Raw genomic sequence first — 24,616 nt, 5'->3', positions numbered from 1 at the left:
GGACCCGGTTGGTCCCCTTTCTTTTAACCAAGGCTAGGAACTCCCGCTTGACCGAGACTGTCGCTTATCGTAGAGTGTCTAACGTAAGCGACTATCAACGAAGCAGAGGAGACCTAAGAAATGACCGCGAAGGGGGCTTCGGCCGTGACCAACGATAACAGCAGCATCGAAGATGCGAAGTGGGTGGAGACGCTGACGCTGATCATCAACGAGTTCAGAAAGATCAGCCCAGACATCACCGCCAACCAGATGCTGGTCCTGCTGCACGCTGGCGCGAAGCCGGGCATCACTCAGAAGGAACTGTCGAAGGCCACCGATCTGGCTGACGGCACCGTCTCGCGCATCTGCGCTCTAATGTCCGACCGTGGGCATCAGGGTCGCGAGGGGCTCAACGTTATAAGCATCGATCCGATCCCCGGCGACTTCCGCTCGAAGGGTCAGAAGCTGATCGGCGCGGGCAAGAAGATGTACGCCAGCGTCCGCAACCTGATGACCAATCGCTGAGCTACTGACTACCCGTTCAATTAGAGGCTAGTGCCATGGCGACCTACCCCAAGGGCAACAAGTTCATTACGAAGTTCATGGTGGACGGCAAGCGTCACACCAAAATGCACGATACGCAGGCCGAGGGCGAAGCGTGGGAATTGCAAGCCCGCGCCGCTCTGAAGCTGGGCAAGGCCATCCCCGAGGCCGAGAAGAAGATCGGCGGCTCGGACGCTGGCTCGCTCGGCAACCTGCTGCGTGAGACTGCGACGCTCCACTGGTCGAAGGGCAAGGACAGCTCGAAGTGCGAGCTGAACGCCTCGACCTTCGTCAACTGGTGCGGCAAGGACATGGGCATCGTCGAGGCGTTCTCGCAGGACAACATCGACGAGTTCCTCCAGTACCTGATCAACGAGCGCGAGGTCGAGGGCTCGACGGTCAACCGCTACAAGTCCGCGATCCGGGTCATGATGGAGCGGGTGAAGCACAAGCTGCCAGCGGTCCCGACCTTCCCGAAGTTCAAGGAGAACAAGGGCCGCTTCCGTTTCTTCTCGCACGAGGAGGAGCTTGCGATCCTGTCCCTCTGGACTATCTGGGAGAGGTATCACGAGAGCGACTTCTTCCAGTTCCTGATCGACACCGGGGCCCGCACCTACACCGAGGGCCAGGTATTGAAGTGGGAGGACATCCACAAGGACCGTGCCATCTTCTGGGACACCAAGAACGGCTCGTTCCGGGCGGTGCCGCTGTCCAACCGGGCGCAGGACATCATCGCGTCCCTCAGGAAGCGCAAGGGCAACCAGCCGGGCCCGTTCACGGACCTGACGAAGCCCCACATGCGCTGGCTCTGGGAGCGCACCCGCGCCCAGCTCCCGCAGGTCGAGGACGCCGTGGTCTATTGCACCCGGCACACCTACGGCTCCCGCATGGTCATGAACGGGGTGCCCCTGTCGGTCCTGAAGAAGCTGATGGGCCACAGCGACATCAAGATGACCGAGCGCTACGCCGTGTTCGAGGACAGCGCCGCCTTCGAGGTCGCCTTCAAGGCCCTCAACGGGGGCGGCTTCGCCCCGGCCAAAAAGCCCCAAATCGGGCTTGTCGTAGACAACGCGGCCGAGGGATAGTAGAGGGCATCCACTGTCGCCTAACCGGGTGACAAAACGGGTGCCAAACAGGTGTCAATTTGGCACTGGAGGTGACAATCGCGGGCGTGGCGAAATGGCAGACGCGGCAGGTTTAGGTCCTGTTTTCCTTACGGAAATGGGGGTTCAAGTCCCTCCGCCCGCACCATGCCCGGTAGATTTAGGTTCCGGTGACGAAAGTTGTGGGGGTTCGAGTCCCTCCGCCCGCACCAAGCGCTTTCAGCGTTTGCACGGATTACTTTGGGGCTTCGCTCCGCGCGGATGTTTTTCCGTCCGGAGCCGGGCTCGATGAACCGCCGGCGTTGAGGCGTTTGCCTCGCGCCGGATCGATTAATGACAGCGTCCCGACGCGCAATGTGCCGGGACCGAACGAGAAGAAGATTGGACGCCATGCAGGTCACAGAAACCCTCTCGGAAGGTTTGAAGCACGAGTTCAAGATCAGCGTTCCCGCGTCTGATCTCGACTCCAAGGCCGGCGCCAAGCTCGTCGACCTCAAGGACAAGGTCCGCATCAACGGCTTTCGCCCCGGCAAGGTGCCGGTCGCTCATCTGAAGAAGGTCTACGGCCGCTCGGTGATGGCCGAGACCATCGACCAGACCATTCGCGACACCAACACGCAGCTGTTCACCGAGCGCGGTTTCAAGCTCGCGACCGAGCCGAAGATCACCATGCCGAGCGAGCAGGCCGAGGTCGAGGAGCTGCTCAACGGCAAGACCGATCTGACCTACACGGTCGCGATCGAGGTGGTGCCCGCGATCGCGCTCGCCGACTTCAAGAGCTTCCAGGTCGAGAAGCCCGTTGCCGACGTGTCCGACACCGACGTCGACGAGGCCATCAAGCGCATCGCCGACACCAACCGCGGCTACGCCGCGAAGGCCGAGGGCGCCAAGGCCGAATCCGGCGACCGCGTCACCATCAACTTCAAGGGCACCATCAACGGCGAAGTCTTCGAGGGCGGCACCGGCGAAGGGATCCAGGTCGTGATCGGCTCCAACACCTTCATCCCCGGCTTCGAGGAGCAGCTCACCGGCATCGGCGCGGGCGAGACGCGCACGCTCAAGGCGGCGTTCCCCAAGAACTACATGAACGACAAGCTCGCCGGCCAGCCGGCCGAGTTCGAGACCACCGCGACCTCGATCGAGGCGCCGCAGGACGTCGCGATCGACGACGAGTTCGCCAAGACGCTCGGCCTCGAATCGCTGGACAAGCTGAAGGAAGCCGCGCGCGAGCGTCTGGCTGCCGAGTTTGCCGGCGCGACGCGCCAGCGCGTCAAGCGCGCGCTGCTCGACCGCCTCGACGAGGCGCATCGCTTCGAAGCGCCGCCGTCGCTCGTCGACGAGGAGTTCAATCTGATGTGGAACTCGGTCAAGGCCGAGATGGACTCCGCCGGCAAGACCTTTGCCGACGAGGACACCACTGAAGACGCCGCCAAGGAAGAGTACCGCAAGATCGCCGACCGCCGCGTGCGGCTCGGTCTCGTGCTCTCCGAGATCGGCGAGAAGAACAAGATCACCGTGACCGACGACGAGGTCGGCCGCGCCGTGATCGAGCGCGCGCGCTCGATGCCCGGCCGCGAGAAGGAAGTGTGGGACTATTATCGCAACAACGCCAACGCGCTGGCCCAGCTTCGTGCACCGATCTATGAGGACAAGGTCGTCGACTTCATCCTCGAGCTCGCCAACGTGACCGAGAAGAAGGTCTCGCGCGAGGATCTCTACAAGGACGACGAGGCGGACAAGACCGCCGCCTGAGAGCTTTGAGAAAGCCTTCTATTAAGGATGATCAGCGAAGGGGCCCGGCTAGCCATGTGGTTGGCTGGGCCTCTTTGCGAGAATCAGCTTCAAGTGCCCCGTGGATTAAGCCTTAATTCGCTCCGCACTTGTCTGGCGCGATTTGGGCTATATCTGTCGGTACGCCCTGTACCCAAGTCGTCTACCGAGCGTTCTACCTCTACCAACTTCCTGCATCACGGGCGTCCATCGGCCTTCCGGCAAATCCAGCCAAACTGGCAGCCAGGACTGGCGATGTCCGCCTCCTAAAACCTTAGGTGACTCATGCGCGATCCGGTTGAAACCTACATGAACCTCGTGCCCATGGTGGTCGAGCAGACCAACCGTGGCGAGCGCGCCTACGACATCTTCTCGCGCCTGTTGAAAGAGCGCATCATCTTCGTGACCGGCCCGGTCGAAGACGGCATGTCGACGCTGATCGTCGCGCAGCTGTTGTTCCTTGAGGCGGAAAATCCGAAGAAGGAAATCTCGATGTACATCAACTCGCCGGGCGGCGTGGTGACGTCGGGCCTCGCGATCTACGACACCATGCAGTTCATCCGTCCGCCGGTCTCGACGCTGTGCACGGGGCAGGCCGCCTCGATGGGCTCGCTGCTGCTTTGCGCCGGTGAGAAGGACATGCGCTTCTCGCTGCCGAACGCGCGCATCATGGTGCATCAGCCCTCCGGCGGCTTCCAGGGCCAGGCCACCGACATCATGCTGCACGCCCAGGAAATCCTGAACCTGAAGAAGCGGCTCAACGAGATCTACGTGAAGCACACCGGCCAGACCTACAAGACGATCGAGGACGCGCTGGAACGCGACAAGTTCCTGACCGCGAACGACGCCAAGGAGTTTGGCCTGGTCGACAAGGTCATCGACAAGCGCGCCGAAGAGGCGGCAGCGGCGAAGACCCCGTAGCATTACCGGGATCGCAACAGCGATCCCCGGCATTGCAGGGGATCGTCAGGGCAGCGTTCACGTTAAGGACGCATTCGTGCGGCGCAAAAAACTGTTTTGCGCCCTGCGACAGGCAGAAAGTTCCGCTTTCGTGCCTGTTTTTCGTGGCAATCCAGCCACGCAATCGCGATTTCGATCACTTCTCCCGTGCCAAGACGTGAAATCACGGTATTGTCACGGGTAGCCGGCGCCGCCTCGATTAGCGAATTCTTGATAGTCGGGTGACAGCATGGTTGGCTACGCATGATCGGCTATGATCGCGGAGAATCGAGTGACCGTGATTCGCACGGGTATGTAGCGCGTAGGGTCTTTTTTGGTACGGAATTTGCTCTATTTGAACTTCATACCGGCCCTCGTGTCGGAATGGAGCGATCGAGCGGAGCGGGATCGAACCGCGGACGGAGACATGAATGAGTAAGGTCGGCACGAGCGACTCCAAGAACACGCTGTATTGCTCGTTCTGCGGCAAGAGCCAGCACGAAGTCCGCAAACTGATCGCGGGTCCCACGGTCTTCATTTGCGACGAGTGCGTTGAGCTCTGCATGGACATCATCCGCGAGGAGAACAAATCCTCGCTCGTGAAGTCGCGCGACGGCATTCCGACGCCGAAGGAAATCTGCAAGGTCCTGGACGATTACGTCATCGGCCAGAGCCATGCGAAGAAGGTCCTGTCGGTCGCGGTGCACAACCACTACAAGCGCCTCAACCACCAGACCAAGCACAACGACGTCGAGCTCGCGAAGTCGAACATCCTGCTGATCGGTCCGACCGGTTCGGGCAAGACGCTGCTCGCGCAGACGCTCGCCCGCATCCTGGACGTTCCGTTCACGATGGCCGATGCGACGACGCTGACCGAAGCCGGCTATGTCGGCGAGGACGTCGAGAACATCATCCTGAAGCTGCTCCAGGCCGCCGACTACAATGTCGAGCGCGCCCAGCGCGGCATCGTCTACATCGACGAAATCGACAAGATCAGCCGCAAGTCCGATAATCCCTCGATCACGCGCGACGTGTCGGGTGAGGGCGTGCAGCAGGCGCTGCTGAAGATCATGGAAGGCACGGTGGCTTCGGTCCCGCCGCAGGGCGGCCGCAAGCATCCGCAGCAGGAATTCCTGCAGGTGGATACCACCAACATCCTGTTCATCTGCGGCGGTGCGTTCGCCGGCCTCGAGAAGATCATCTCGGCGCGCGGCCGGTCGACCTCGATCGGCTTCGCCGCCCAGGTGCTCGCGCCGGAGGATCGCCGTACCGGCGAGATCTTCCGTCACGTCGAGCCTGAGGACCTGCTGAAGTACGGTCTCATCCCCGAATTCGTCGGCCGTCTGCCGGTCGTGGCGACGCTCGAGGATCTGGACGAGACCTCGCTGAAGAAGATCCTCACCGAGCCGAAGAACGCGCTGGTGAAACAGTACCAGCGGCTGTTCGAGATGGAGAACATCGAGCTGACCTTCGCCGACGAGGCGCTTGGCGCGGTTGCCCGCAAGGCGATCGAGCGCAAGACCGGCGCGCGTGGTCTGCGTTCGATCCTCGAGGCGATCCTGCTCGAGACCATGTTCGATCTGCCGGGTCTCGAAGGTGTGGAAGAAGTCGTGATTTCACGCGAAGTCGTAGAAGGTACGGCGCGTCCGCTCTACATCTACGCCGATCGGTCCGATCGCGCCGTCGAGAACGCCAGCGCCTGATTTGCGGCGCTGGAACGCTCCAATCGTCCCATTAGTTTGGGCTGCGGAAAGTACCTCCGCAGCCGGTGTTGCGTCGCTTATACGCGTGCGTAAGCGCCTGATGGCGCGCGTCTTTCAATGACTTGACACCCCCCGGGTCGATAGCCACCTAATGTCGGCGGCGAGCGAGAATTCTGTTCAAGATTCGCCTCAGTTCCGATCCACAAGCCGGTCAAGGTCTATCCTGGGCCGACCGGTCTGCGGATCACCTCGGCACCTTGTGGCGGTTGCGCATGAGCATGGCGGGCTGCGTGCAGGGGGGCAAAGCAAAAGGAAAAGGCCATGACTAATCCAAAACCCCGGCCAACCATCGTTCATGGCGAAACGCACGCCTATCCCGTGCTGCCGCTGCGCGACATCGTCGTCTTCCCGCACATGATCGTTCCGCTCTTCGTCGGCCGCGAGAAGTCGATCCGCGCGCTCGAAGAGGTGATGAAGAACGACGCGCTGATCATGCTCGCAACGCAGAAGAACGCGTCCGACGATGATCCGGCGCCCGATGCCATTTACGAGACCGGTACGCTTGCCAGCGTGCTCCAGCTCTTGAAGCTTCCCGACGGCACCGTGAAGGTGCTGGTCGAAGGGCTCGAGCGGGCACGTGTGCAGAAATACACCGATCGCAGCGAGTACTATGAAGCAACCGCGGTTGCGCTCGCCGACACCGATGCGAAATCGGTCGAGGCCGAAGCGCTGTCGCGCTCGGTCGTGTCCGATTTCGAGAGCTATGTGAAGCTCAACAAGAAGATCTCGGCCGAGGTCGTCGGCGTCGTGCAGGCGATCACCGATTTCGCCAAGCTCGCCGACACCGTTGCCTCGCATCTCGCCGTCAAGATCGCGGATCGCCAGGGTATCCTGGAGACGCTGTCCGTCACCACGCGCCTCGAGAAGGTGCTGGGCCTGATGGAGAGCGAGATCTCGGTGCTCCAGGTCGAGAAGCGCATCCGCTCGCGCGTCAAGCGCCAGATGGAGAAGACCCAGCGCGAGTACTATCTCAACGAGCAGATGAAGGCGATCCAGAAGGAGCTCGGCGACGACGACGGTCGCGACGAGCTCGCCGATCTCGAAGAGAAGATCTCCAAGACCAAGCTCTCCAAGGAAGCGCGCGAAAAGGCGCAGCATGAATTGAAGAAGCTGCGCCAGATGTCGCCGATGTCCGCGGAAGCGACCGTCGTGCGCAACTATCTGGATTGGTTGCTGTCGATCCCGTGGAACAAGAAGTCCAAGGTGAAGAAGGATCTGGAATCGGCGCAAGCCATCCTGGACTCCGATCACTACGGCCTCGAGAAGGTCAAGGAACGTATCGTCGAGTATCTCGCGGTGCAGTCGCGCGCCAACAAGCTGACGGGCCCGATCCTGTGCCTCGTCGGGCCTCCCGGCGTCGGCAAGACCTCGCTCGGCAAGTCGATCGCGAAGGCGACGGGGCGCGAGTTCGTGCGCGTCTCGCTCGGCGGCGTGCGCGACGAGGCCGAGATCCGCGGTCATCGCCGCACCTATATCGGCTCGATGCCCGGCAAGATCATCCAGTCGATGCGGAAGGCGAAGTCGTCCAATCCGCTGTTCCTGCTGGACGAGATCGACAAGATGGGTGCCGATTTCCGCGGCGATCCGTCCTCGGCCTTGCTCGAGGTCCTCGACCCCGAGCAGAACGGGACCTTCAACGACCACTATCTCGAGGTCGACTACGATCTGTCCAACGTGATGTTCATCACGACCGCGAATACGCTCAATATTCCGGGGCCGTTGATGGACCGCATGGAGATCATCCGGATCGCGGGCTACACCGAGAACGAGAAGGTCGAGATCGCGCGCAAGCATCTGATTCCGACCGCGGTGTCCAAGCACGGCCTGGACTCCAAGGAGTTCTCGATCGACGACGATGCGTTGCTGCTTCTGATCCGCCGCTACACCCGCGAAGCGGGCGTGCGTAATCTGGAGCGTGAGCTCTCCACACTCGCCCGCAAGGCGGTGAAGGAGCTGATGATCTCCAAGAAGAAGTCGGTCAAGGTCACCGAGAAGACTCTGGAAGAGCTTCTGGGCGTGCCGAAATACCGCTTCGGCGAGATCGAGAGCGAGCCGCAGGTCGGCATCGTCACCGGCCTTGCCTGGACCGATGTCGGCGGCGAGCTCCTGACCATCGAAGGCGTCATGATGCCCGGCAAGGGCAAGATGACGGTCACGGGCAATTTGCGCGACGTGATGAAGGAATCGATCTCGGCGGCGGCGTCCTACGTCCGCTCGCGCGCGATCGTCTACGGCATCGAGCCGCCGCTGTTCGACCGGCGCGACATCCACGTGCACGTGCCGGAAGGCGCGACGCCGAAGGACGGTCCGTCGGCGGGCGTGGCGATGGCCACCGCGATCATCTCGGTGATGACCGGCATCCCGGTCCGCCACGATGTCGCGATGACCGGCGAGATCACGCTGCGTGGCCGCGTGCTGCCGATCGGCGGCCTGAAGGAGAAGCTGCTGGCTGCTGCCCGCGGCGGCATCAAGACGGTGCTGATCCCCGAGGACAACGCCAAGGATCTCACGGAGATTTCCGATGCGATCAAGGGCGGCATGGAGATCATCCCGGTGTCGCGTCTGGACGACGTCGTCGCCAAGGCGCTGGTGAAGAAGCCGGTGCCGATCGTCTGGGAAGAGGACACCAAAGTGACGGTGAAGCCGGACGGTGACGAAGCCGCCGGCGGCCTGACCGCTCACTAAGGTTCAGCGAAACATGATAAAACGGCGCCTTCGGGCGCCGTTTTTGTTTGGGGTGGGGACGAAGGCGATGCAGATCGACGGGCAATGCCATTGCGGGAAGATCACGTTTGAAGCCGAGATCGACCCGGAGGCGGTCTCGGTCTGCCATTGCCGCGACTGCCAGGCACTGACGGGGTCGCCGTTCCGGGTGACCGCGCTGTGTTCCGGCGCCGACGTCAAGCTGACCGGCGGCACTCCCAAGGTCTACGGCAAGCGCGGCGACAACGGCCAGATGCGCTTCCAGCACTTTTGCGCCGACTGCGGCTCCCCGCTGTTCACGAACGGCGAGGGCGATCAGGCCGGCGATTGGGGAATCCGCTGGGGCAGCATCCGCCAGCGCGACAAATTGCGGCCCGTCAGGCAGATCTGGTGCCAGTCGGCGGCGGTGTGGATCGACGCGGTGCCACTGCTGCCGGGCAGGCCGGGGGATTGAGGGGGCCGGAGCTCGCTGCCAAAGGCCCACCTTCGCCCGTTGGGCTCCGGCGTGGCAGCGTTCGCCAGCTTCGCATCAATGAGCACTGAGGCTGGCTTGCCAAGCCGTAGCCTGCGAAGCAGGCGAAGGCTGGTGGGCGGTCACGGATTCGAACCGCGGACCCTCTCGGTGTAAACGAGATGCTCTAACCAGCTGAGCTAACCGCCCCAAGGCGCCTCTTTAGCCCTCCCGCGGGTGTTCGAGCAAGGCCCGAACGCTCGCAAACAGGGCTCGAGCAAGACCGCCCTTGTGATGATTGTCACAGGCCTCCACCCGCGCGTCGGCCAAGGTCCACCGGCCGTTGGCGGCCGTCCTGGCTCGTGCGCTTGGCATCCGACGCCCAAGAGTCACCCTCCAAGGGTCCAAAATTGCCCTTTTTCGGTCATCTTTTTGATCGCCATCCGAACCACCGTTGGGGCTCCCTGTGGCAGCGTGGAGTATCGCCGTGATGAGTGATCTTCGCATCAAGCTGGAAAGGTACGAGTCGAAAGCCGCCCACTGCATGAAAGCGGCTCAAGAGGCTCCTGACGAGGCCGGTCGGGCTTTCTACGAGGAGCTTGCCAACTATTACGATGAGCTGGCAGCCGACTTTCGGCGCGTCCTCGCCAAGCGAACCGGAGTTTCGCTCGCGGCCGAATGATCCGGCGTAGAGCAGGTCGTTGAAACCTCTGCGTCCGTCAACCTCCGACGCCGTGTCATGCGGCGTGAACGCAAGAACGTCTCGCTGACAGGTGGACCGAACGGGCCGCCGCAGTTGACGGCGTCCTTGCTTTTCGGCATCGGGTCCTTCGACCAAGCTGCCGGAGGGGATCCATGGAACAGCCCAGCGGACACGCCGAGAATGCCGACCAGATCGCCTATTGGAACGGCCCGAGCGGGCAGCGCTGGGCCGATCGCCATGCGGCGCAGGAGAATTTGCTCGGGCCGATCGCCGATGTCCTGATCGACCGCGCCAGGCCGAAGCCGGGCGAGCGAGTTATCGATGTCGGCTGCGGCTCCGGTGCGACGGCCTTTGCATTCGCGAAGGCGGTGGCGCCAAACGGGTTCGCGCTCGGCCTCGATGTCTCCGACCCGATGCTGTCGCAGGCGCGCGCGTTTGCGCCAAAAGGCCTGCCGCTCGATTTCGTGCTGGCGGATGCAACCGTACATCCGTTCGAGCCGGCGAGCTTTGACCTGCTGGCCTCGCGCTTTGGCGTGATGTTCTTCGCCGACCCGATCGCGTCCTTCTCCAACCTCCGCCGCGCGTTGAAGCCGACCGGGCGGCTCGCCTTCGCCTGCTGGCGTGAGCCGAAGGAAAATCCATGGATGATGGCGCCGCTGATGGCGGTCTACAAACACGTGCCAAAAATGCCGCCGGTCGGGCCGGAAGAGCCGGGCCCGTTCGCGTTTGCTTCAGAGGAGCGCGTGATGCGCATCCTGAAAGGCGCTGGCTTCGTCGATGTGGCGATGGAGCCGCATAATCTCGCGATGGATGTCGCCATTGGAGGAGGGCTCGATGCCGCCGTCGACGGCGCGCTCCAGATCGGCCCCGCCAGCCGCGCGCTGCAAGGCCATCCGCCGGAGACGTACGCCGCCGCAAAGGCCTCGATCCGCGAGATGCTCACGCCGTTCCTGAAGGGACAGAGCGTGGCGCTCCAGGGCGCGATCTGGATCGTGACGGCGAAGGCGGCGTAACGCGGCTCTATCCACGCCGTCATTGCGAGGAGCGAAGCGACGAAGCAATCCAGACTATCTCCGCGGAGGCAGTCTGGATTGCTTCGCTGCGCTCGCAATGACGCTGTGGGTGGGCCTGTGAATCCTAAACCACATCGTCCGGCGCCAGCGCGCAGCCATTGTCGGGATGCGTCTCGACCTGAAGCGTGGTGTGGCCGATGCGGAAGGAGATCTTCAGCAGCTCCGCCGTCTCCATCAGGAATGCGTCGGCGGTGCCCGCGGGCATCACGAGGTGGCAGGTCAGCGCCGTCTCGGTGGTCGAGATCGGCCAGACGTGGAGATCGTGGATCCCTGACACGCCGGGACGCGCCAGCAAAAATGCCTTGATCGCGGCGAGGTCGGTGCCCTTGGGCGCGGCCGCCATCGACATGTCGACGGAGCCGCGCAGCAGGCTGGTGGTGCTCCAGAGGATGGTGGCACAGATGACGAGGCTGGTGACGGGGTCGAGCCAGAGCCAGCCGGTCCAGATGATCAGGGCCGCCGAGACCACGACGCCGAGCGAGACCGCGGCGTCGGCCGCCATGTGCAGGTAGGCGCCTTCGATGTTGATGTCGTCCTTGCGCCCGCTTGCGAACAGCATGGCGGTGAAACCGTTGATGAGGATGCCGATGCCGGCGACCACCATCACGGTGACGCCCGCGACCGGCTCCGGCTCGCGCAGGCGCAGGATCGCTTCCCATCCGATCGCGCCGGTCGCGACCAGCAGGAACACTGCGTTCGCCAGCGCCGCCAGGATGGTGGAGGCGCGAAAGCCATAGGTGAAGCGGCCGCTCGGCGCGCGCCGCGCCGCGATCGATGCGCCCCAGGCCACGACGAGGCCGAGCACGTCGGACAGATTATGGCCGGCATCCGCGAGCAGGGCGGTGGAGTTGCCGATATAGCCGTAGACCGCCTCGGCCACGACCAGCGCGGTGTTGAGCGAAATGCCGATCGCGAACGCCTTGCCGAAACTGGCGGGCGCATGGACATGTGCGTGGCCATGACCATGAGCGTGGCTGTGACCATGATCATGCGCGTGGTCGCCATGATCATGGTGGTGATGACCGTGATGGTCGTGGCTGCCCAACTCTAGCGCTCCCCGGACGCCGCCAAATCAGGCGCCATTGTAGGCGTTTCGCTTGCCGCGTCACGACGGAACAGCGCATAGAGCGCCGGCAGCACCAGCAGCGTCAGCACGGTCGAGGAGATGATGCCGCCGATCACCACGGTCGCCAGCGGCCGCTGCACGTCGGCGCCGGCGCCGGTGGCGAGCGCCATCGGCACGAAGCCGAGGGACGCCACCAGCGCGGTCATCAGCACCGGCCGCAGCCGGGTCAGCGCGCCCTCGCGCACCGCGTCGGCAACGGGGTGCCCCTCGCTGCGCAGCCGTTCGATGAAGGCGATGATGACGAGCCCGTTGAGCACGGCCACGCCCGACAGCGCGATGAAGCCAACCCCGGCGCTGATGGATAATGGAATACCGCGCAGCAGCAGTGCCGCGACACCGCCGGTCAATGCCAGCGGCACGCCGGAGAACACCAGCGCCGCATCCGCCGCCGATCCCATGCCCATGAACAGCAGCAGGAACACCAGCAGCAACGCCACCGGCACCACGATCGTCAGCCGCTTGGTCGCGGAGACCAGCTGCTCGAACTGCCCGCCCCAGCCGATCCAGTAGCCCGGCGGCAGCTTGACCTTCTCGGCGACGGCCGCCTCGGCCTCGGTGACGAAGGAGCCGAGGTCGCGCGCTCGGACGTTGGCGGTGACGACGATGCGCCGCTTGCCGTTCTCGCGGCTGATCTGGTTCGGGCCGGGCGTCGCATCGACGGTTGCGACCGACGACAGCGGCACGTAGCGCATCTGGGCGAGGGGCGAGGCGGCCAGCGCCGTTCGAATGGCGGCGCCGGATGCTGCTTCCTCGCTCGGCGGCAGCGGGATCGGGATGGCCCGGATGGCCTCGAGATTGCCGCGCAGATGTTCCGGCAGGCGCACGACGATATCGAACCGGCGGTCGCCCTCGAACAGCTTGCCGGCTGACTTACCGCCGACCGCGATCTCGACGATGCCCTGCACCTCACTGATGCTGAGGCCGTAGCGGGCGAGCGCCTGGCGATCGAGGCGGACGGTGAGGATCGGCAGGCCCGAGACCTGCTCGATCTTGACGTCGCTGGCGCCGCGGATGCCGCGGATCGCAGCTTCGACCTGCTTGGCGGCACCCTGGAGGATGTCGAGGTCGTCGCCGAAGACCTTGATGCCGACGTCGCTGCGCACGCCGGAGATCAGCTCGTTGACACGGAACTGGATCGGCTGGGAGATTTCATAGGCGCTGCCGGGAATGTCGTCGGCGGCCTTGTCGATGGCCTCGATCACCTCCGATTTCGGCTTGTCGGGGTCGGGCCATTCGGCGCGCGGCTTCAGCATGATGTAGCCGTCGGTCTGCGCCGGCGACATCGGGTCGGTCGCGATCTCGGCGGTGCCGATGCGGGTGAAGAATTCCTTCACCTCTGGAATCTGCTTGATGCGGTGTTCCAGCGCCTTTTGAAGATCCAGGGACTGCGTGAGGCTGGTGCCGGGAATCCGGATCGAGGCCAGCGCGACGTCGCCTTCGTCCAGGCTCGGAATGAACTCGCCCCCCATGCGCGCGGCGGCAAGGCCGCTTGCGACCACGATGACGGCGGCCATGATGGTGACCGCGACGCGGTTGTCGATCGCAAGGCGGAGCAGGGGAAGATAGATGCGCTTTGCCAACCGCATGAACAGGTTTTCGTGCTCGGACACCTTGCCGGTGACGAAGATGGCGACCGCCGCCGGCACGAAGGTGATGGAGAACAGCACCGCGGCGCCCAGCGCCATCAGCACGGTCAATGCCATCGGCGTGAACATCTTGCCCTCGACGCCGGTCAGCGTCAGCACGGGCAAATAGACCACCGCGATGATCAGCGTTCCGAACAGGCTCGGCTTGATGACCTCGCGCGACCCGCGCAGGATCGCGCGCAGCCGTTCGGGGGTGGAGAGCAGGCCGCCCTTCCGGCGCTGGGCCTCGGCCAGCATGCGCAGGCAGTTCTCGACGATGATCACGGCGCCGTCGACGATGATGCCGAAGTCGATCGCGCCCAGGCTCATCAGGTTCGCGCTGACCCTGGTCTCGACCATGCCGGTGATCGTCATGGCCATGGACAGGGGAATGACGCAGGCCACCACCAGCGCGGCGCGGATGTTTCCGAGGATCAGGAACAGTACGGCGACGACCAGCGCCGCGCCTTCAATGAGGTTGTTCTGGACCGTGCGGATGGTCGCTTCGACCAGATGGGTGCGGTCGTAGACGGTTCGCGTCACGACGCCCTCGGGCAGCGATTTGGCGATGTCCTCGAGACGGGCTGCGACGCGGCGCGCCACCGTGCGGCTGTTCTCGCCGATCAGCAGCATCGCGGTGCCGAGCACGGTTTCCTCGCCGTCGCGGGTCGCCGCTCCCGTGCGCAGGTCGCGGCCTTCGGTGACGGTGGCGACATCCCTGATCCTGACGGGATTGCCGCCGCGCGAGCCGATGACGATGTCCTGGATTTCGCTGGTGCTGCCGACCTGCCCCGGGGAGCGGACCAGATATTGCTCGCCGTTGCGCTCGATATAGCCGGCGCCGACATTGGCGTTGTTGGCGGCGAGAGCCGTCATGACGTCGCGAAAGCCGAGCCGGTAGGCCATCAGCTTGCCGGGGTCCGGCAGCACGTGGAACTGCCGCTCGAAGCCGCCGATGGTGTTGATCTCAACCACGCCGGGCACGTTGCGAAGCTGCGGCTTGATGATCCAGTCCTGCACGGTGCGCAAATCGGTCAGCGAATAGTCGTGGCCGCCTTGCGTCTTGGCGCCGGCTTTCGCCTCGACGGTGTACATGAAGATTTCGCCGAGCCCGGTCGAGACCGGCCCCATCGCGACCTCGACGCCCGCCGGGAGCTGGTCCTTCACCTGCTGGATGCGCTCGCCCACGAGCTGGCGGGCAAAATAGATGTCGGTGCCGTCCTTGAACACGACCGTCACCTGGCTGAGGCCGTAGCGTGACAGCGAGCGGGTGTAGTCGAGCTTCGGCAGGCCGCCCATCGCGGTCTCGACGGGGAAGGTGATGCGCTGCTCGGTTTCGAGCGGCGAGTAGCCGGGCGCGCGGGTGTTGATCTGGACCTGGACGTTGGTGATATCAGGGACGGCGTCGATCGGAAGCCGCTGGAAATTCCAGGCGCCGAACGCGATGGCGCCGAGCGCGAGCAGGAGAACCAGCCAGCGCTGTTGCAGCGAGACGGCGATGATGCGCTCAATCATGCTCGGCCTCGCCCTTGCCCATCTCCGCCTTCACGACGAAGCTGTTCTCCGCGACGTAATGCTCACCGGCCGAAAGGCCCGCCTTGATCTCGACATGGCGCGGATCGGAATCGCCTGTTTCCACGGGACGCGCCTCGATCTTGTCGCCGTCCTCGCGGACGAACACGATGGTCCTGTTCTCCAGCGTCTGGATCGCGCTGCGGCGCACGGCGACCGCGACGTTGCGCGCGGCGAGGATCAGGCGCGCCGTGACGAACAGGCCGGGACGCAGACGCCCGTCCGGATTGGGCAGCACCACGCGCGCCAGCGCGGTCTGGGTCTCGCTGCTGCCGATCGGCGCCATGTAGGAGATCGTGCCCTTGATCTCGCCGCGGCCGTCGTCGGGGTCGATCAGCACCTCGTCGTTGAGGCGAACGCGCCGCAGATCCTGCCGGTAGATCGAGAGGTCGACCCAGATGGTGGAGAGGTCGGCGACCACGAAGGCCGGCTTCTGCTCGGAGGCGTATTCGCCGAGCGAGATCTGCCGTTCGATGATGGTGCCGGCAATCGGCGCCTTGAGCTCGTAGACGGTGAGGCTCTGGTTACTCTCGATCGCGGCGAGCAGATCGTCCTTGCCGACCTTGTCGCCGATGCGCTTCTGGATCGATTTGGCGAGCCCCGGAAAGCGCGGCGTCACCTGCACGACGGCTTCCTGATTGGCGCGCAGGATGCCGTTGAAAGACAGCGTATCGGTCAGCGTCGCGCTTCCGGCCTCCGCCAGCACCACGCCGGCAGCCGCCAGCTTGACGTCGGAGATGCGGATGCGGTCGGCGCCGTGCTCGTCCTGCTCGACATGGTCGTTCGGCTTCTTCTGTTCGGAGTGCTCGGCATGGTCGGCGGGCGCGACCCTGGCCGGCGCGAGCAGGGAATAGCCGTAAGCGCCGAGCGCGGCGGCAACGATCGCGATGAGAATGGTGGAGGATGTCTTCATCGGGCGCTCTCCCGGGCCAGCGCAAAGGGATTGCCGACGAGGCCTTCGATGGTCGCGACGCCGACATGGAAGTTTTGCAGCGCTTCCTGCTCGCGGAGCCGCGCCTGGGTGACGCTTGCCTGGGCATCGAGCACTTCCAGCAAAGTGAAGCGGCCCTGGCCGTAGCCCTGCGCGATCGCTTCCGACGCTTCCGTGGCTTTCGGGATCGCGGTCTCGCGCAGCACCGCGAGCTCGCGCAGCGAGCCCTGGAGCGAGTCGTAGGCGCGGCCGGCGACCACGATCAGCGTGTTGCGGTTGGCCTCGCGCTCGGCCCTGGTCTTGGCGAGGCCCTCCTGGGCCGAGAGGATGTTGCCCTGGTTCTGGTCGAACACGGGGATCGGCACCGAGACGGTGAGGCGCACCGCGTCGTCATTGGTTTCGTTGAAATGGCGCCAGCCGGCGGCGATCCGCACGTCGGGGTAGGGCCTCAGCCGTGCGATCAGCAGCTCGGCATTGCGCTGGGCGTAGACGGCGGTCCAGCGCACCAGCTGCAGATTGGCATCGATGGCGGCAACGACCGACTGGAACGTGGGCGTCCGTCCCGTCGTGTCGAGCCGGCCGGAGACCTCTCCGAATTTGGCCGTGGGATCCCCCATCAGCACCGCAAGCTCGCGGCGAGCGCTCGCCAGCGTCGCCTTGAAGCGTTCGCGGTCGGCCTTCACCAGCGCCGAGGCGACCTCGGCGCGGCCGGTTTCGGCCGGCGAGGAGGCGCCGGCCTCGACGCGGCGGCGCAGGAGAGGCGTCAGCCGGTCGATCGCGGCGATCTGCTCGTCGAGGATCTGGATGCGCCGCTGCGCGCCGAGCACGCTGAGGAAGGCGATCGCGGTCTCCGACAGCACTTCCAGCCTGACGGCCTTGCGCTGAATCGCGGCCACCTCGATGCCGGCGGCGCCTGCGGCGATCCGCGCATCGCGCTTGCCGAACAGCTCGAAGGCCTGGCTGATCTGGAGCGTGGTCTCGGCCGATCTGGTGCCGCGGTAGATGCCCGACCCGAACGAATTGTCCTGCTCATAGGACAGTTCCGGATTGAGCAGCGAGCCCGCCTGGATGCGCTGGCCCGTGGCGATGCCGACGTCGCGCTCCGCTGCGGTGAGCCGCGGGCTGGCGGCCAGCGCGCGCGACAGCGCGCTCCGCATCGTCAAAGTCTGGGCGTGAGACGGCGCAGCCGCCAATCCGGCAATGAGACACGCTGCCGCGCACGCCAGGCGCGCGGCCATTCCCCTGCGAAACATGAAACCGACCTGTGAAGGATGAACCTAATGGGCGCGGGGCGCCCGACCAATCCGTTCAGGCAACAGGTTTGGGAGGCGGGGACGTCGTGTCGGGTGCGATGCCGACCAGCGTCGGCTGCCGCTGCTGGACCGGTGCGGCAATGACGCCGACCGCGGCTGCGGAGTGCTGTGGCTGCGCGATCGCGACCGAGAAGCAGCCATGACAGTGATGGCCGGCGAGGGCCTTATGATCGCCATGGCCAGCCGAGCCCTCGTCGACAATCGCGGCGATCTCCGAACCGCCGGAGGGGCTGGTGACATCGATGTCGCACAAACCGTGTGCGGCGCCCGCGAACAGGTAGGTCACTGCAACGAGCACAGCCAGCAGTCCGCGCCAATGGCGCAGGCGGCGAAGCAGGGCAGGCTGGCAGCTCAGGAACACGAATTCGCTCTCGTTGTCGGTCGCGCTGGCCTAGCACGGCAACGGGAACAGTGTCGACCCGCTACAATGTTACGTGTGGGGAACTTGATGTCGCGGGCAAGTCGGCCCCCGCGATTGTCCTGGACGCGCAATCGCCCTATCTTTGATGGCATGGCCGACGCATGCTGCTCACCTCCGCCGCTCAATCTCGATCGCCATCGTGACAACAAGGCGTATCGCCGCGTGCTATGGGCTGTGCTCGCCATCAACGCCGTCATGTTCCTCGCTGAAATTGGCGCGGGCCTCGCGGCCGGATCAGCGTCGCTCCAGGCGGACGCGCTCGATTTCCTCGGCGACGCCGCGAATTATGCCATCAGCCTCCTCGTGGTCGGGATGGCACTACGCTATCGCGCCTCTGCGGCGCTCGCAAAGGGGCTGACGATGGGCGCCTTCGGCCTATGGGTCGTCGGCACGGTGGTCTGGCACGCTGCGCACGGCACACTGCCGAGCGCATTCACGATGGGGGCGGTCGGCGTGGCAGCCCTTGCCGCCAACGCGGCCTCGTTCGGGTTGTTGTGGGCCCATCGCAAGGGCGACGCCAACATGCGCTCCGCCTGGATCTGCACCCGTAACGACGTGCTCGGCAACATTGCCGTGCTGCTGGCCGCCCTCGGCGTGTTCGGCACCGGCACGGGATGGCCCGACGTGATCGTGGCTGCCATCATGGCCGGGCTCGCGCTCCAAGGCGCCTCCGTGGTGGTGCAACAATCGACGATCGAACTGAAGGCCCGTCCTGCCTGACGCGAGAGCGCGGGCTTGCCATGCCTCCTCATGCCGCGGTCTCCGCAATGCGCTTGGGCTCCGCGATCCGCTCGTCCCGTACCGGCGACGTTCGTTCGTTGTCGTGACCCGAGGCCAGCCCAATCCCCTTCGCGATCCCGAAGATCGCGGGGATCACGATCAGCGTCAGCAGGGTCGAGGAGATCATGCCGCCGATCATGGGCACCGCGATACGCTGCATGATCTCCGCGCCCGTGCCGGTGCTCCACATGATCGGGAGCAGGCCGGCCATGATCGCGACCACCGTCATCATCTTCGGGCGGACGCGCTCGACGGCGCCTTCCATGATGGCCGCATAGAGGTCCTCGCGTGTCAGCGGGCGGCCCGCCAGCTCGCAGCGCGCTCTGGTCTCCGCCAGTGCATGGTTGAGATAGATCAGCATCACCACGCCGGTCTCGGCCGCCACGCCCGCCAGCGCAATGAAGCCGACGGCGACGGCGACCGACAGGTTGAAGCCGAGCCACCACATCAGCCAGAGGCCGCCGACCAAAGCGAAGGGCAACGAGAGCATGACGATCATGGTCTCGGTGACCGAGCGGAAGTTGAGGTAGAGCAGCAGGAAGATGATCAGCAGCGTCACCGGCACCACGATCTTGAGCCGCGCGGTGGCGCGTTCGAGATATTCGTACTGCCCGCTCCAGACCACGTAATAGCCTGATGGAAACTGGACGCTCGCCTGCACCGCGCGCTGCGCTTCTGAAACGTAGCCGCCGAGATCGCGGTCGCGGATGTCGACATAGATGTAGGTCGCGAGCTGCCCGTTCTCGGTCCGGATCGAGGTCGGCCCGCGCGCTGGCGTCACGCTGGCGACCTCGCCGAGGGGAACGGCGCCGCCCGACGGCATCGGCACCAGGATGTCGCTGCTGATCGCCTTCGGATTGTCGCGCAAGTCGCGCGGATAGCGCATGTTGACGGTGAAGCGCTGGCGTCCCTCCACCGTCGTCGTCACGGTCTGGCCGCCGAGCGCGGTCGCGATCGTGTCCTGCACGTCCTGCACCATGATGCCATAGCGCGCCAACGCCTCGCGGTTCGGTGTGATCTCGAGGTAGTAGCCGCCGAGGCTGCGCTCGGCATAGGCCGAGGAGGTGCCGGGGACCGCCTTGAGCACCTGCTCGACCTGCCTTGCCAGCTTGTCGATGCCGGCGAGATCGGTGCCGATGACCTTGACGCCGACGGGGGTCCGAATGCCGGTCGAGAGCATGTCGATGCGCGCCTTGATCGGCATGGTCCAGGCGTTGGAGACGCCGGGAAACTGCAGCGCCTTGTCCATCTCGGCGATCAGGCTGTCGACGGTCACGCCTGCGCGCCACTCGGCCTTGGGCTTCAGGTTGACGATGGTCTCGAACATCTCCGATGGCGCCGGGTCGGTTGCGGTCGCCGCGCGGCCGGCCTTGCCGTAGACCGAGGCGACCTCCGGGAACGAACGGATGATGCGGTCCTGGGTCTGCATCAGCTCGGCGGCCCTGGTCACGGAAATGCCGGGCAGCGTCGTCGGCATGTAGAGCAGGGTGCCTTCGTTGAGGTTTGGCATGAACTCGGTGCCGAGCTGCCGCGCCGGCCAGATCGAGACGGCGAGCACGCCAAGCGCGAGGAGGATCACCGGGACTTTGGCGCGCAGAACGCCTGAGATCACCGGGCGATAGATCCAGATCAGGAAGCGGTTGATCGGATTCTTGTGCTCCGGGATGATCTTGCCGCGCACAAAGATCACCATCAGCGCGGGCACCAGCGTGACCGACAACAGCGCTGCCGCCGCCATCGCAAAGGTCTTGGTGAAGGCGAGCGGGCTGAACAGCCGTCCCTCCTGCGATTCCAGCGTGAAGATCGGCATGAACGACACGGTGATGATGAGGAGGCTGAAGAACAGGGCAGGGCCGACCTCGGCCGCGGCGTCGATCAGGATTTCCACCCGCGAACGGCCGGGCTGGGCACGTTCGAGATGCTTGTGCGCGTTCTCGATCATGACGATCGCGGCGTCGATCATGGCGCCGATCGCGATCGCGATGCCGCCGAGACTCATGATGTTGGAGCCGATCCCGAGCAGCTTCATGGCGCCGAAGGCCATCAGCACGCCGACGGGAAGCATCAGGATCGCGACCAGCGCGCTGCGGACATGCAGCAGGAACACGATACAGACGAGGGCGACGACGATGCTCTCCTCGACCAGCGTGTGCTTCAGCGTGTCGATCGCCGCGTAGATCAGGTTCGAGCGGTCGTAGACCGGGACGATCTCGACCGATTTCGGCAGGCTGGTCGCGATCTCCCTGAACCGCTTCTTGACGTTCTCGATCACGTCGAGCGCGTTCATGCCGAAGCGCTGGAGCACGATGCCGCTCGCCACCTCGCCCTCGCCGTTGAGCTCGGCGATGCCGCGCCGCTCGTCGGGGCCGAGCTCGACGCGGGCGACGTCGCGCAGCTTGACCGGCGTGCCGCTGTCGGTCTTCAGCACGATGTTGCCGATATCGTCGATGCTCTTGAGATAACCTTTGCCGCGGATGACATATTCGAACTCGGAGAGCTCGACGGTGCGGCCGCCGACATCGGCATTGCTGGCGCGGATCGCCTCGCGCATCTTCTGCATGGTGATGCCGAGGTCGCGCATGCGCTGCGGGTCGAGGATGACGTTGTACTGCTTGACGAAGCCGCCGACGCCGGCGACTTCGGCCACGCCTTCCGCCTTGGCCAGCGCGAATTTCAGGTTCCAGTCCTGGATCGTCCGGGTCTCCGCGAGATTCAGCGCCTTCGACATCACGGCATATTGGTAGACCCAGCCGACGCCGGTGGCGTCGGGGCCGATCGTCGGCGAGACGCCCGCGGGCAGCCGCGAGGCCGCGCCGTTGAGGAATTCCAGCACCCGCGAGCGGGCCCAGTAGATGTCGGTGCCGTCCTCGAATATGACGTAGACGAAGGAGACGCCGAAAAAGGAGAAGCCGCGCACCACCTTCGATTTCGGCACCGTCAGCATCGCGGTGGTGAGGGGATAGGTGACCTGATCCTCGATCACCTGCGGCGCCTGTCCGGGATATTCGGTGTAGACGATGACCTGGGTGTCGGAGAGATCGGGGATGGCGTCCAGCGGCAGATGGAGCAGCGCATAGAAGCCCGCGGCCGCCGCAAAGCCGGTGCCGAACAGCACCAGCAGCAGGTTGCGTGCCGACCATGCGATGAGGCGTGCGATCATGGCCTGGCTCCCATCGCCTTGTCGCCGTCGGTAGCGTTGCCGCCCTCGGCAAAGCCCTTGAGCGCCGCTTTCAGATTGCTCTCGGCGTCGATCAGGAAGTTGGCCGACGTGACGACCGTGTCGCCCTCGGCGAGGCCGTCGCGGATCTCGACATAGCCGTCGCCGTGTCGCCCGAGCTTGACCTCGCGCGGCTCGAAGCGGCCCTGGCCCCTGTCGACCAGCACGGCCTGCCGGCTGCCGGTGTCGAGCACCGCGCTCTCGGCGACACTGAGCACCGGCGACGGCGTGCCGGTGTCGATCCCGGCATCGACATACATATCGGGAAGCAGCGCGAGATCGGCATTTTCCAGCTCGACCCGCATCCGCGCCGTGCGTGTCTCCTTGTTCACCTGCGGATAGATCACGCTGATCCGGCCCTTGAAGTCCCGGCCGGGATAGCTGCGGGCCCGCACCGTCACGGGCTGGCCGACAGCGACAGTGCCGAGATCGCGCTCGGCGACATCGACGGTCGCCCACACTTGCGAGATGTCGGCGATGCGGAACAGCACGTCGCCGGGCTGCGCGCGCATGCCCTCGATCGCGTTGCGCTGGAGGACGATGCCGTCGCGCGGCGACGACCATTGGATGGTGGTCGGCGCCGAGTGGCTCTTTTCCATCTCGGAGATGACCGTTTCGGGGACGTCGAGATTGACGAGGCGCTGCCGGGAGCCGCGGCCATAGGGCTCGATGCCTGCCGTCGTCCTCGACGTGATCGTCGCGAGATATTCGGCCGCCGCGGACGAGACCGCGGAGCTGTAGATCTCCATCAGGGGCTGCCCTTTGGTCACGCGGCTGCCGGTGGTGACGTCGGCGACCTTCTGCACAAAGCTCTCGGCGCGCATCGCAACCACCGAAACGCGGCGTTCGTCGAGCTGTATCGTGCCGGGCGCGCGCACCAGCGTCCTGATCCGGCGCAGCTCGACCGGCTCGGATTTGACGCCGCTGCGCTGGATCTTGCCGGGCGACAGCTTTATCGAACCGTCGTCGCTGTCCTCGCCCTCGTAGACGGCGATGTAATCCATCCCCATCGAGTCCTTCTTCGGCACCGGCGAGGTGTCAGGCAGGCCCATCGGGTTGCGGTAATACTTGACCTTGCGATCACCCTTCGTGTCGGCCGTCATCGGTTCGGGTGACGGGTCGGGGTCGTCGAAGCTGACATCCTCGCTCGCCCGCACGGGGCGATAGTCGCGACCGTCGGAAGTTTTCTTCGGCATCAGCGAGTAGAGGGGCTTGCCATCGGGATCCCTGAAATAGATCGCCGAGCCTGCATCCGCCGCAGGTGCGGCGGATGCGAGGAAGCTCGAGGCTGACTGCGGTCGTAGGTCGTGGCCAGCGAACAGCGCGGCTCCTGCCGCTGCAAGGATCGCAGCGGCAGTGCCGATGGGGGCGAGGCGGGTCATTTGTCGGCCGTGACGACGAGCTTGTTCTCGACCGTGCCGGTCTCGCCCTGCACCTTGGCGCCGAGCGAGAGCTGCCAGCGCCCGGCCATGCTGAAATTGGCCTTGAAGCGGTAGGTCCCGGGCTCGGTGCCCGGCATCGGCGTGACCTTGGTGACCATCTCCTGCATGCCGTCAGGGGCCATGTCGAGCCGGCTGGCAAAGATCACCGCGTTGGGTATCGCCTTGCCGCTGGTCTTGTCGACCAGCCGTACGGTCACGATGCGATCGGCGCCGGCCTTGACGGTCGGCTGAACGAGCTGGAACTCGTAGTTTCTGATCTCGGCATGGGCGGCACCCGTGAGCGCAGCACCGATCAACGCGGCCATGGCGGCGCGCGTGAGGTTGGTAGTCGTCATGATTTTTAGTTCCTCGATAAGGTCTGATGGAATCGCCCGCGTCGCTCCCGGCAAGCCGGGGTGCAGCGAGGCGGCAGGCAATGGCGCGCACGCCGATGCGGCGCGCACGATCATCAGGCGCGTCAGCGCCGATCAGACCTGGCTTCGAGGGGGATGGTCGGGAGGCTTGGCCGCGAGCCCGTCGCGCAGGCGGTCATTGTTCGGCGCGAGCGCGCTTCGCTGCGGCTGCCGCTCGATCACCGAGTTCGCCCCGGACGGAGCAGGGAGCGACAGGCTCAGCATGCACAGCGCGATGAACGGACAGGAATCGCAGGTCTTGCTCTTGGTCTGGTCCGGACAGCAGGGCATGTCTTCGGACATCGCCTGCATGTCGTCTGACATGGCCGGCACGACGCTGCCGGCACTCGCTACCGGCATGGCAGACGCCGCCGTGGCCAGCGGCGCGAGCAGGAGCCCGGCCGCAACCAGCAGCATCACCACAGCGTTGGCGAACCGTCTCAGCAGCATACGCCATTGTCGCACGGCATCGCGGAACCCGCAAACCGGTCCGCTTCACGATTTAGCCATGCAGGCGAGTGGGGCGGAAGACGAACTCCCGAACTTGGAGGGTCTCGTCGGCCTCCACGGTAATGGCGGCATGGAAGCTCGCTTCCATCGCCTGCTCCAGCCATTTGATGGCTTCGTCGATCCACTCGTCGTGGTGCTCGGGATCGGCGATGGCCTTCTCCCGGAATGCATCCGCCTGATGCAGGCACGCGGTTCTGCGATCCACACGGCGCTCCCGATCTGGAGGTTCTGCCCGATCGCATCTTTGATGATCGCGGCGC

20 protein-coding genes and 2 tRNA genes are annotated in these 24,616 nt (G+C 64.9%); 11 read left to right on the top strand and 11 right to left on the bottom strand.

Features of this window, described 5'->3' with window-relative positions; translation table 11 throughout:
• The first annotated feature begins 120 nt into the window (after positions 1-120).
• From NLM15_RS24915 to NLM15_RS24880, 8 genes are all read left to right on the top strand, one after another.
• Positions 121-504, top strand: a complete 384-nt coding sequence (locus NLM15_RS24915) for a helix-turn-helix domain-containing protein (protein ID WP_254120083.1) — start codon at positions 121-123, stop codon at positions 502-504.
• A gap of 35 nt (positions 505-539) precedes the next feature.
• Positions 540-1,607 carry a site-specific integrase gene (locus tag NLM15_RS24910; protein ID WP_254120082.1) on the top strand — a complete coding sequence of 356 codons (1,068 nt, stop codon included), beginning with the start codon at positions 540-542 and terminating at the stop codon, positions 1,605-1,607.
• Positions 1,608-1,687: 80 nt separating this feature from the next.
• Positions 1,688-1,773, top strand: a tRNA-Leu gene (locus tag NLM15_RS24905).
• A 242-nt stretch (positions 1,774-2,015) separates the two neighbouring features.
• A complete protein-coding gene (gene tig, locus NLM15_RS24900) occupies positions 2,016-3,377 on the top strand; it encodes a trigger factor (RefSeq protein WP_254120081.1) in 1,362 nt (453 codons plus the stop codon).
• A 303-nt stretch (positions 3,378-3,680) separates the two neighbouring features.
• Positions 3,681-4,316 (top strand): ATP-dependent Clp protease proteolytic subunit, encoded by a 636-nt coding sequence (locus NLM15_RS24895; RefSeq protein WP_254120080.1) that lies wholly within the window; start codon positions 3,681-3,683, stop codon positions 4,314-4,316.
• A gap of 449 nt (positions 4,317-4,765) precedes the next feature.
• Positions 4,766-6,037, top strand: coding sequence for an ATP-dependent Clp protease ATP-binding subunit ClpX (gene clpX, locus NLM15_RS24890; protein ID WP_014494834.1), 1,272 nt, complete (start codon positions 4,766-4,768; stop codon positions 6,035-6,037).
• 321 nt (positions 6,038-6,358) lie between these two features.
• Complete coding sequence (gene lon, locus NLM15_RS24885; RefSeq protein ID WP_254120079.1) at positions 6,359-8,782, top strand: endopeptidase La; 2,424 nt, start codon at positions 6,359-6,361, stop codon at positions 8,780-8,782.
• Between the two features lie 67 nt (positions 8,783-8,849).
• Positions 8,850-9,254 carry a GFA family protein gene (locus NLM15_RS24880; RefSeq protein ID WP_254120078.1) on the top strand — a complete coding sequence of 135 codons (405 nt, stop codon included), beginning with the start codon at positions 8,850-8,852 and terminating at the stop codon, positions 9,252-9,254.
• Positions 9,255-9,384: 130 nt separating this feature from the next.
• On the opposite strand, the gene NLM15_RS24875 is transcribed toward NLM15_RS24880, so the two are convergent.
• Positions 9,385-9,461 (bottom strand) — tRNA-Val (locus tag NLM15_RS24875).
• A gap of 280 nt (positions 9,462-9,741) precedes the next feature.
• Between NLM15_RS24875 and NLM15_RS24870 the strand changes: the two genes are divergently transcribed.
• Positions 9,742-9,933: a hypothetical protein gene (locus NLM15_RS24870; protein WP_014494837.1), complete on the top strand. Its 192-nt coding sequence runs from the start codon at positions 9,742-9,744 to the stop codon at positions 9,931-9,933.
• A gap of 173 nt (positions 9,934-10,106) precedes the next feature.
• Complete coding sequence (locus tag NLM15_RS24865; protein ID WP_254120077.1) at positions 10,107-10,967, top strand: class I SAM-dependent methyltransferase; 861 nt, start codon at positions 10,107-10,109, stop codon at positions 10,965-10,967.
• 124 nt (positions 10,968-11,091) lie between these two features.
• Here NLM15_RS24865 and NLM15_RS24860 read toward each other — a convergent pair whose 3' ends face one another.
• From NLM15_RS24860 to NLM15_RS24840, 5 genes are read right to left on the bottom strand one after another with little or no spacing between them, the layout of a single operon-like run.
• Positions 11,092-12,072: a cation diffusion facilitator family transporter gene (locus NLM15_RS24860; protein WP_254120076.1), complete on the bottom strand. Its 981-nt coding sequence runs from the start codon at positions 12,070-12,072 to the stop codon at positions 11,092-11,094.
• Positions 12,073-12,074: 2 nt separating this feature from the next.
• Positions 12,075-15,293: an efflux RND transporter permease subunit gene (locus tag NLM15_RS24855; RefSeq protein ID WP_254120075.1), complete on the bottom strand. Its 3,219-nt coding sequence runs from the start codon at positions 15,291-15,293 to the stop codon at positions 12,075-12,077.
• On the bottom strand, positions 15,286-16,263 hold the full coding sequence (gene ihpB / locus NLM15_RS24850; protein ID WP_254120074.1) for a divalent metal ion exporter adaptor subunit IhpB: 978 nt from the start codon (positions 16,261-16,263) through the stop codon (positions 15,286-15,288). Before ihpB ends, NLM15_RS24855 begins: the two co-directional genes overlap by 8 nt.
• Entirely contained in the window at positions 16,260-17,534 is a 1,275-nt protein-coding gene (gene ihpA, locus NLM15_RS24845; protein WP_254120073.1) for a divalent metal ion exporter subunit IhpA, read from the bottom strand. The genes ihpB and ihpA overlap by 4 nt, the downstream gene beginning before the upstream one ends.
• A gap of 55 nt (positions 17,535-17,589) precedes the next feature.
• Complete coding sequence (locus tag NLM15_RS24840; RefSeq protein ID WP_254120072.1) at positions 17,590-17,955, bottom strand: hypothetical protein; 366 nt, start codon at positions 17,953-17,955, stop codon at positions 17,590-17,592.
• Between the two features lie 150 nt (positions 17,956-18,105).
• On the opposite strand from NLM15_RS24840, the gene NLM15_RS24835 reads away from it, so the two are divergent.
• Positions 18,106-18,735 carry a cation transporter gene (locus NLM15_RS24835; protein ID WP_254120071.1) on the top strand — a complete coding sequence of 210 codons (630 nt, stop codon included), beginning with the start codon at positions 18,106-18,108 and terminating at the stop codon, positions 18,733-18,735.
• A gap of 28 nt (positions 18,736-18,763) precedes the next feature.
• Here NLM15_RS24835 and NLM15_RS24830 read toward each other — a convergent pair whose 3' ends face one another.
• The 5 genes from NLM15_RS24830 to NLM15_RS24810 all read right to left on the bottom strand — a co-directional run bounded on the left by NLM15_RS24830 (position 18,764) and on the right by NLM15_RS24810 (position 24,561).
• The gene (locus NLM15_RS24830; RefSeq protein WP_254120070.1) at positions 18,764-21,955 is read right to left on the bottom strand and encodes an efflux RND transporter permease subunit; all 3,192 of its coding nucleotides are present in this window, start codon (positions 21,953-21,955) and stop codon (positions 18,764-18,766) included.
• Entirely contained in the window at positions 21,952-23,394 is a 1,443-nt protein-coding gene (locus tag NLM15_RS24825; RefSeq protein WP_254120069.1) for an efflux RND transporter periplasmic adaptor subunit, read from the bottom strand. The genes NLM15_RS24830 and NLM15_RS24825 overlap by 4 nt, the downstream gene beginning before the upstream one ends.
• Positions 23,391-23,789, bottom strand: coding sequence for a FixH family protein (locus NLM15_RS24820; protein WP_254120068.1), 399 nt, complete (start codon positions 23,787-23,789; stop codon positions 23,391-23,393). The genes NLM15_RS24825 and NLM15_RS24820 overlap by 4 nt, the downstream gene beginning before the upstream one ends.
• Before the next feature lie 132 nt (positions 23,790-23,921).
• On the bottom strand, positions 23,922-24,296 hold the full coding sequence (locus NLM15_RS24815; protein WP_254120067.1) for a hypothetical protein: 375 nt from the start codon (positions 24,294-24,296) through the stop codon (positions 23,922-23,924).
• Between the two features lie 52 nt (positions 24,297-24,348).
• A complete protein-coding gene (locus NLM15_RS24810) occupies positions 24,349-24,561 on the bottom strand; it encodes a hypothetical protein (protein ID WP_254120066.1) in 213 nt (70 codons plus the stop codon).
• Positions 24,562-24,616: the final 55 nt, after the last annotated feature.

The sequence above is a fragment of the Bradyrhizobium sp. CCGB20 genome, from assembly GCF_024199855.1.
Lineage (GTDB): Bacteria > Pseudomonadota > Alphaproteobacteria > Rhizobiales > Xanthobacteraceae > Bradyrhizobium.
This window is presented reverse-complemented; position numbering and strand designations above follow the sequence as displayed.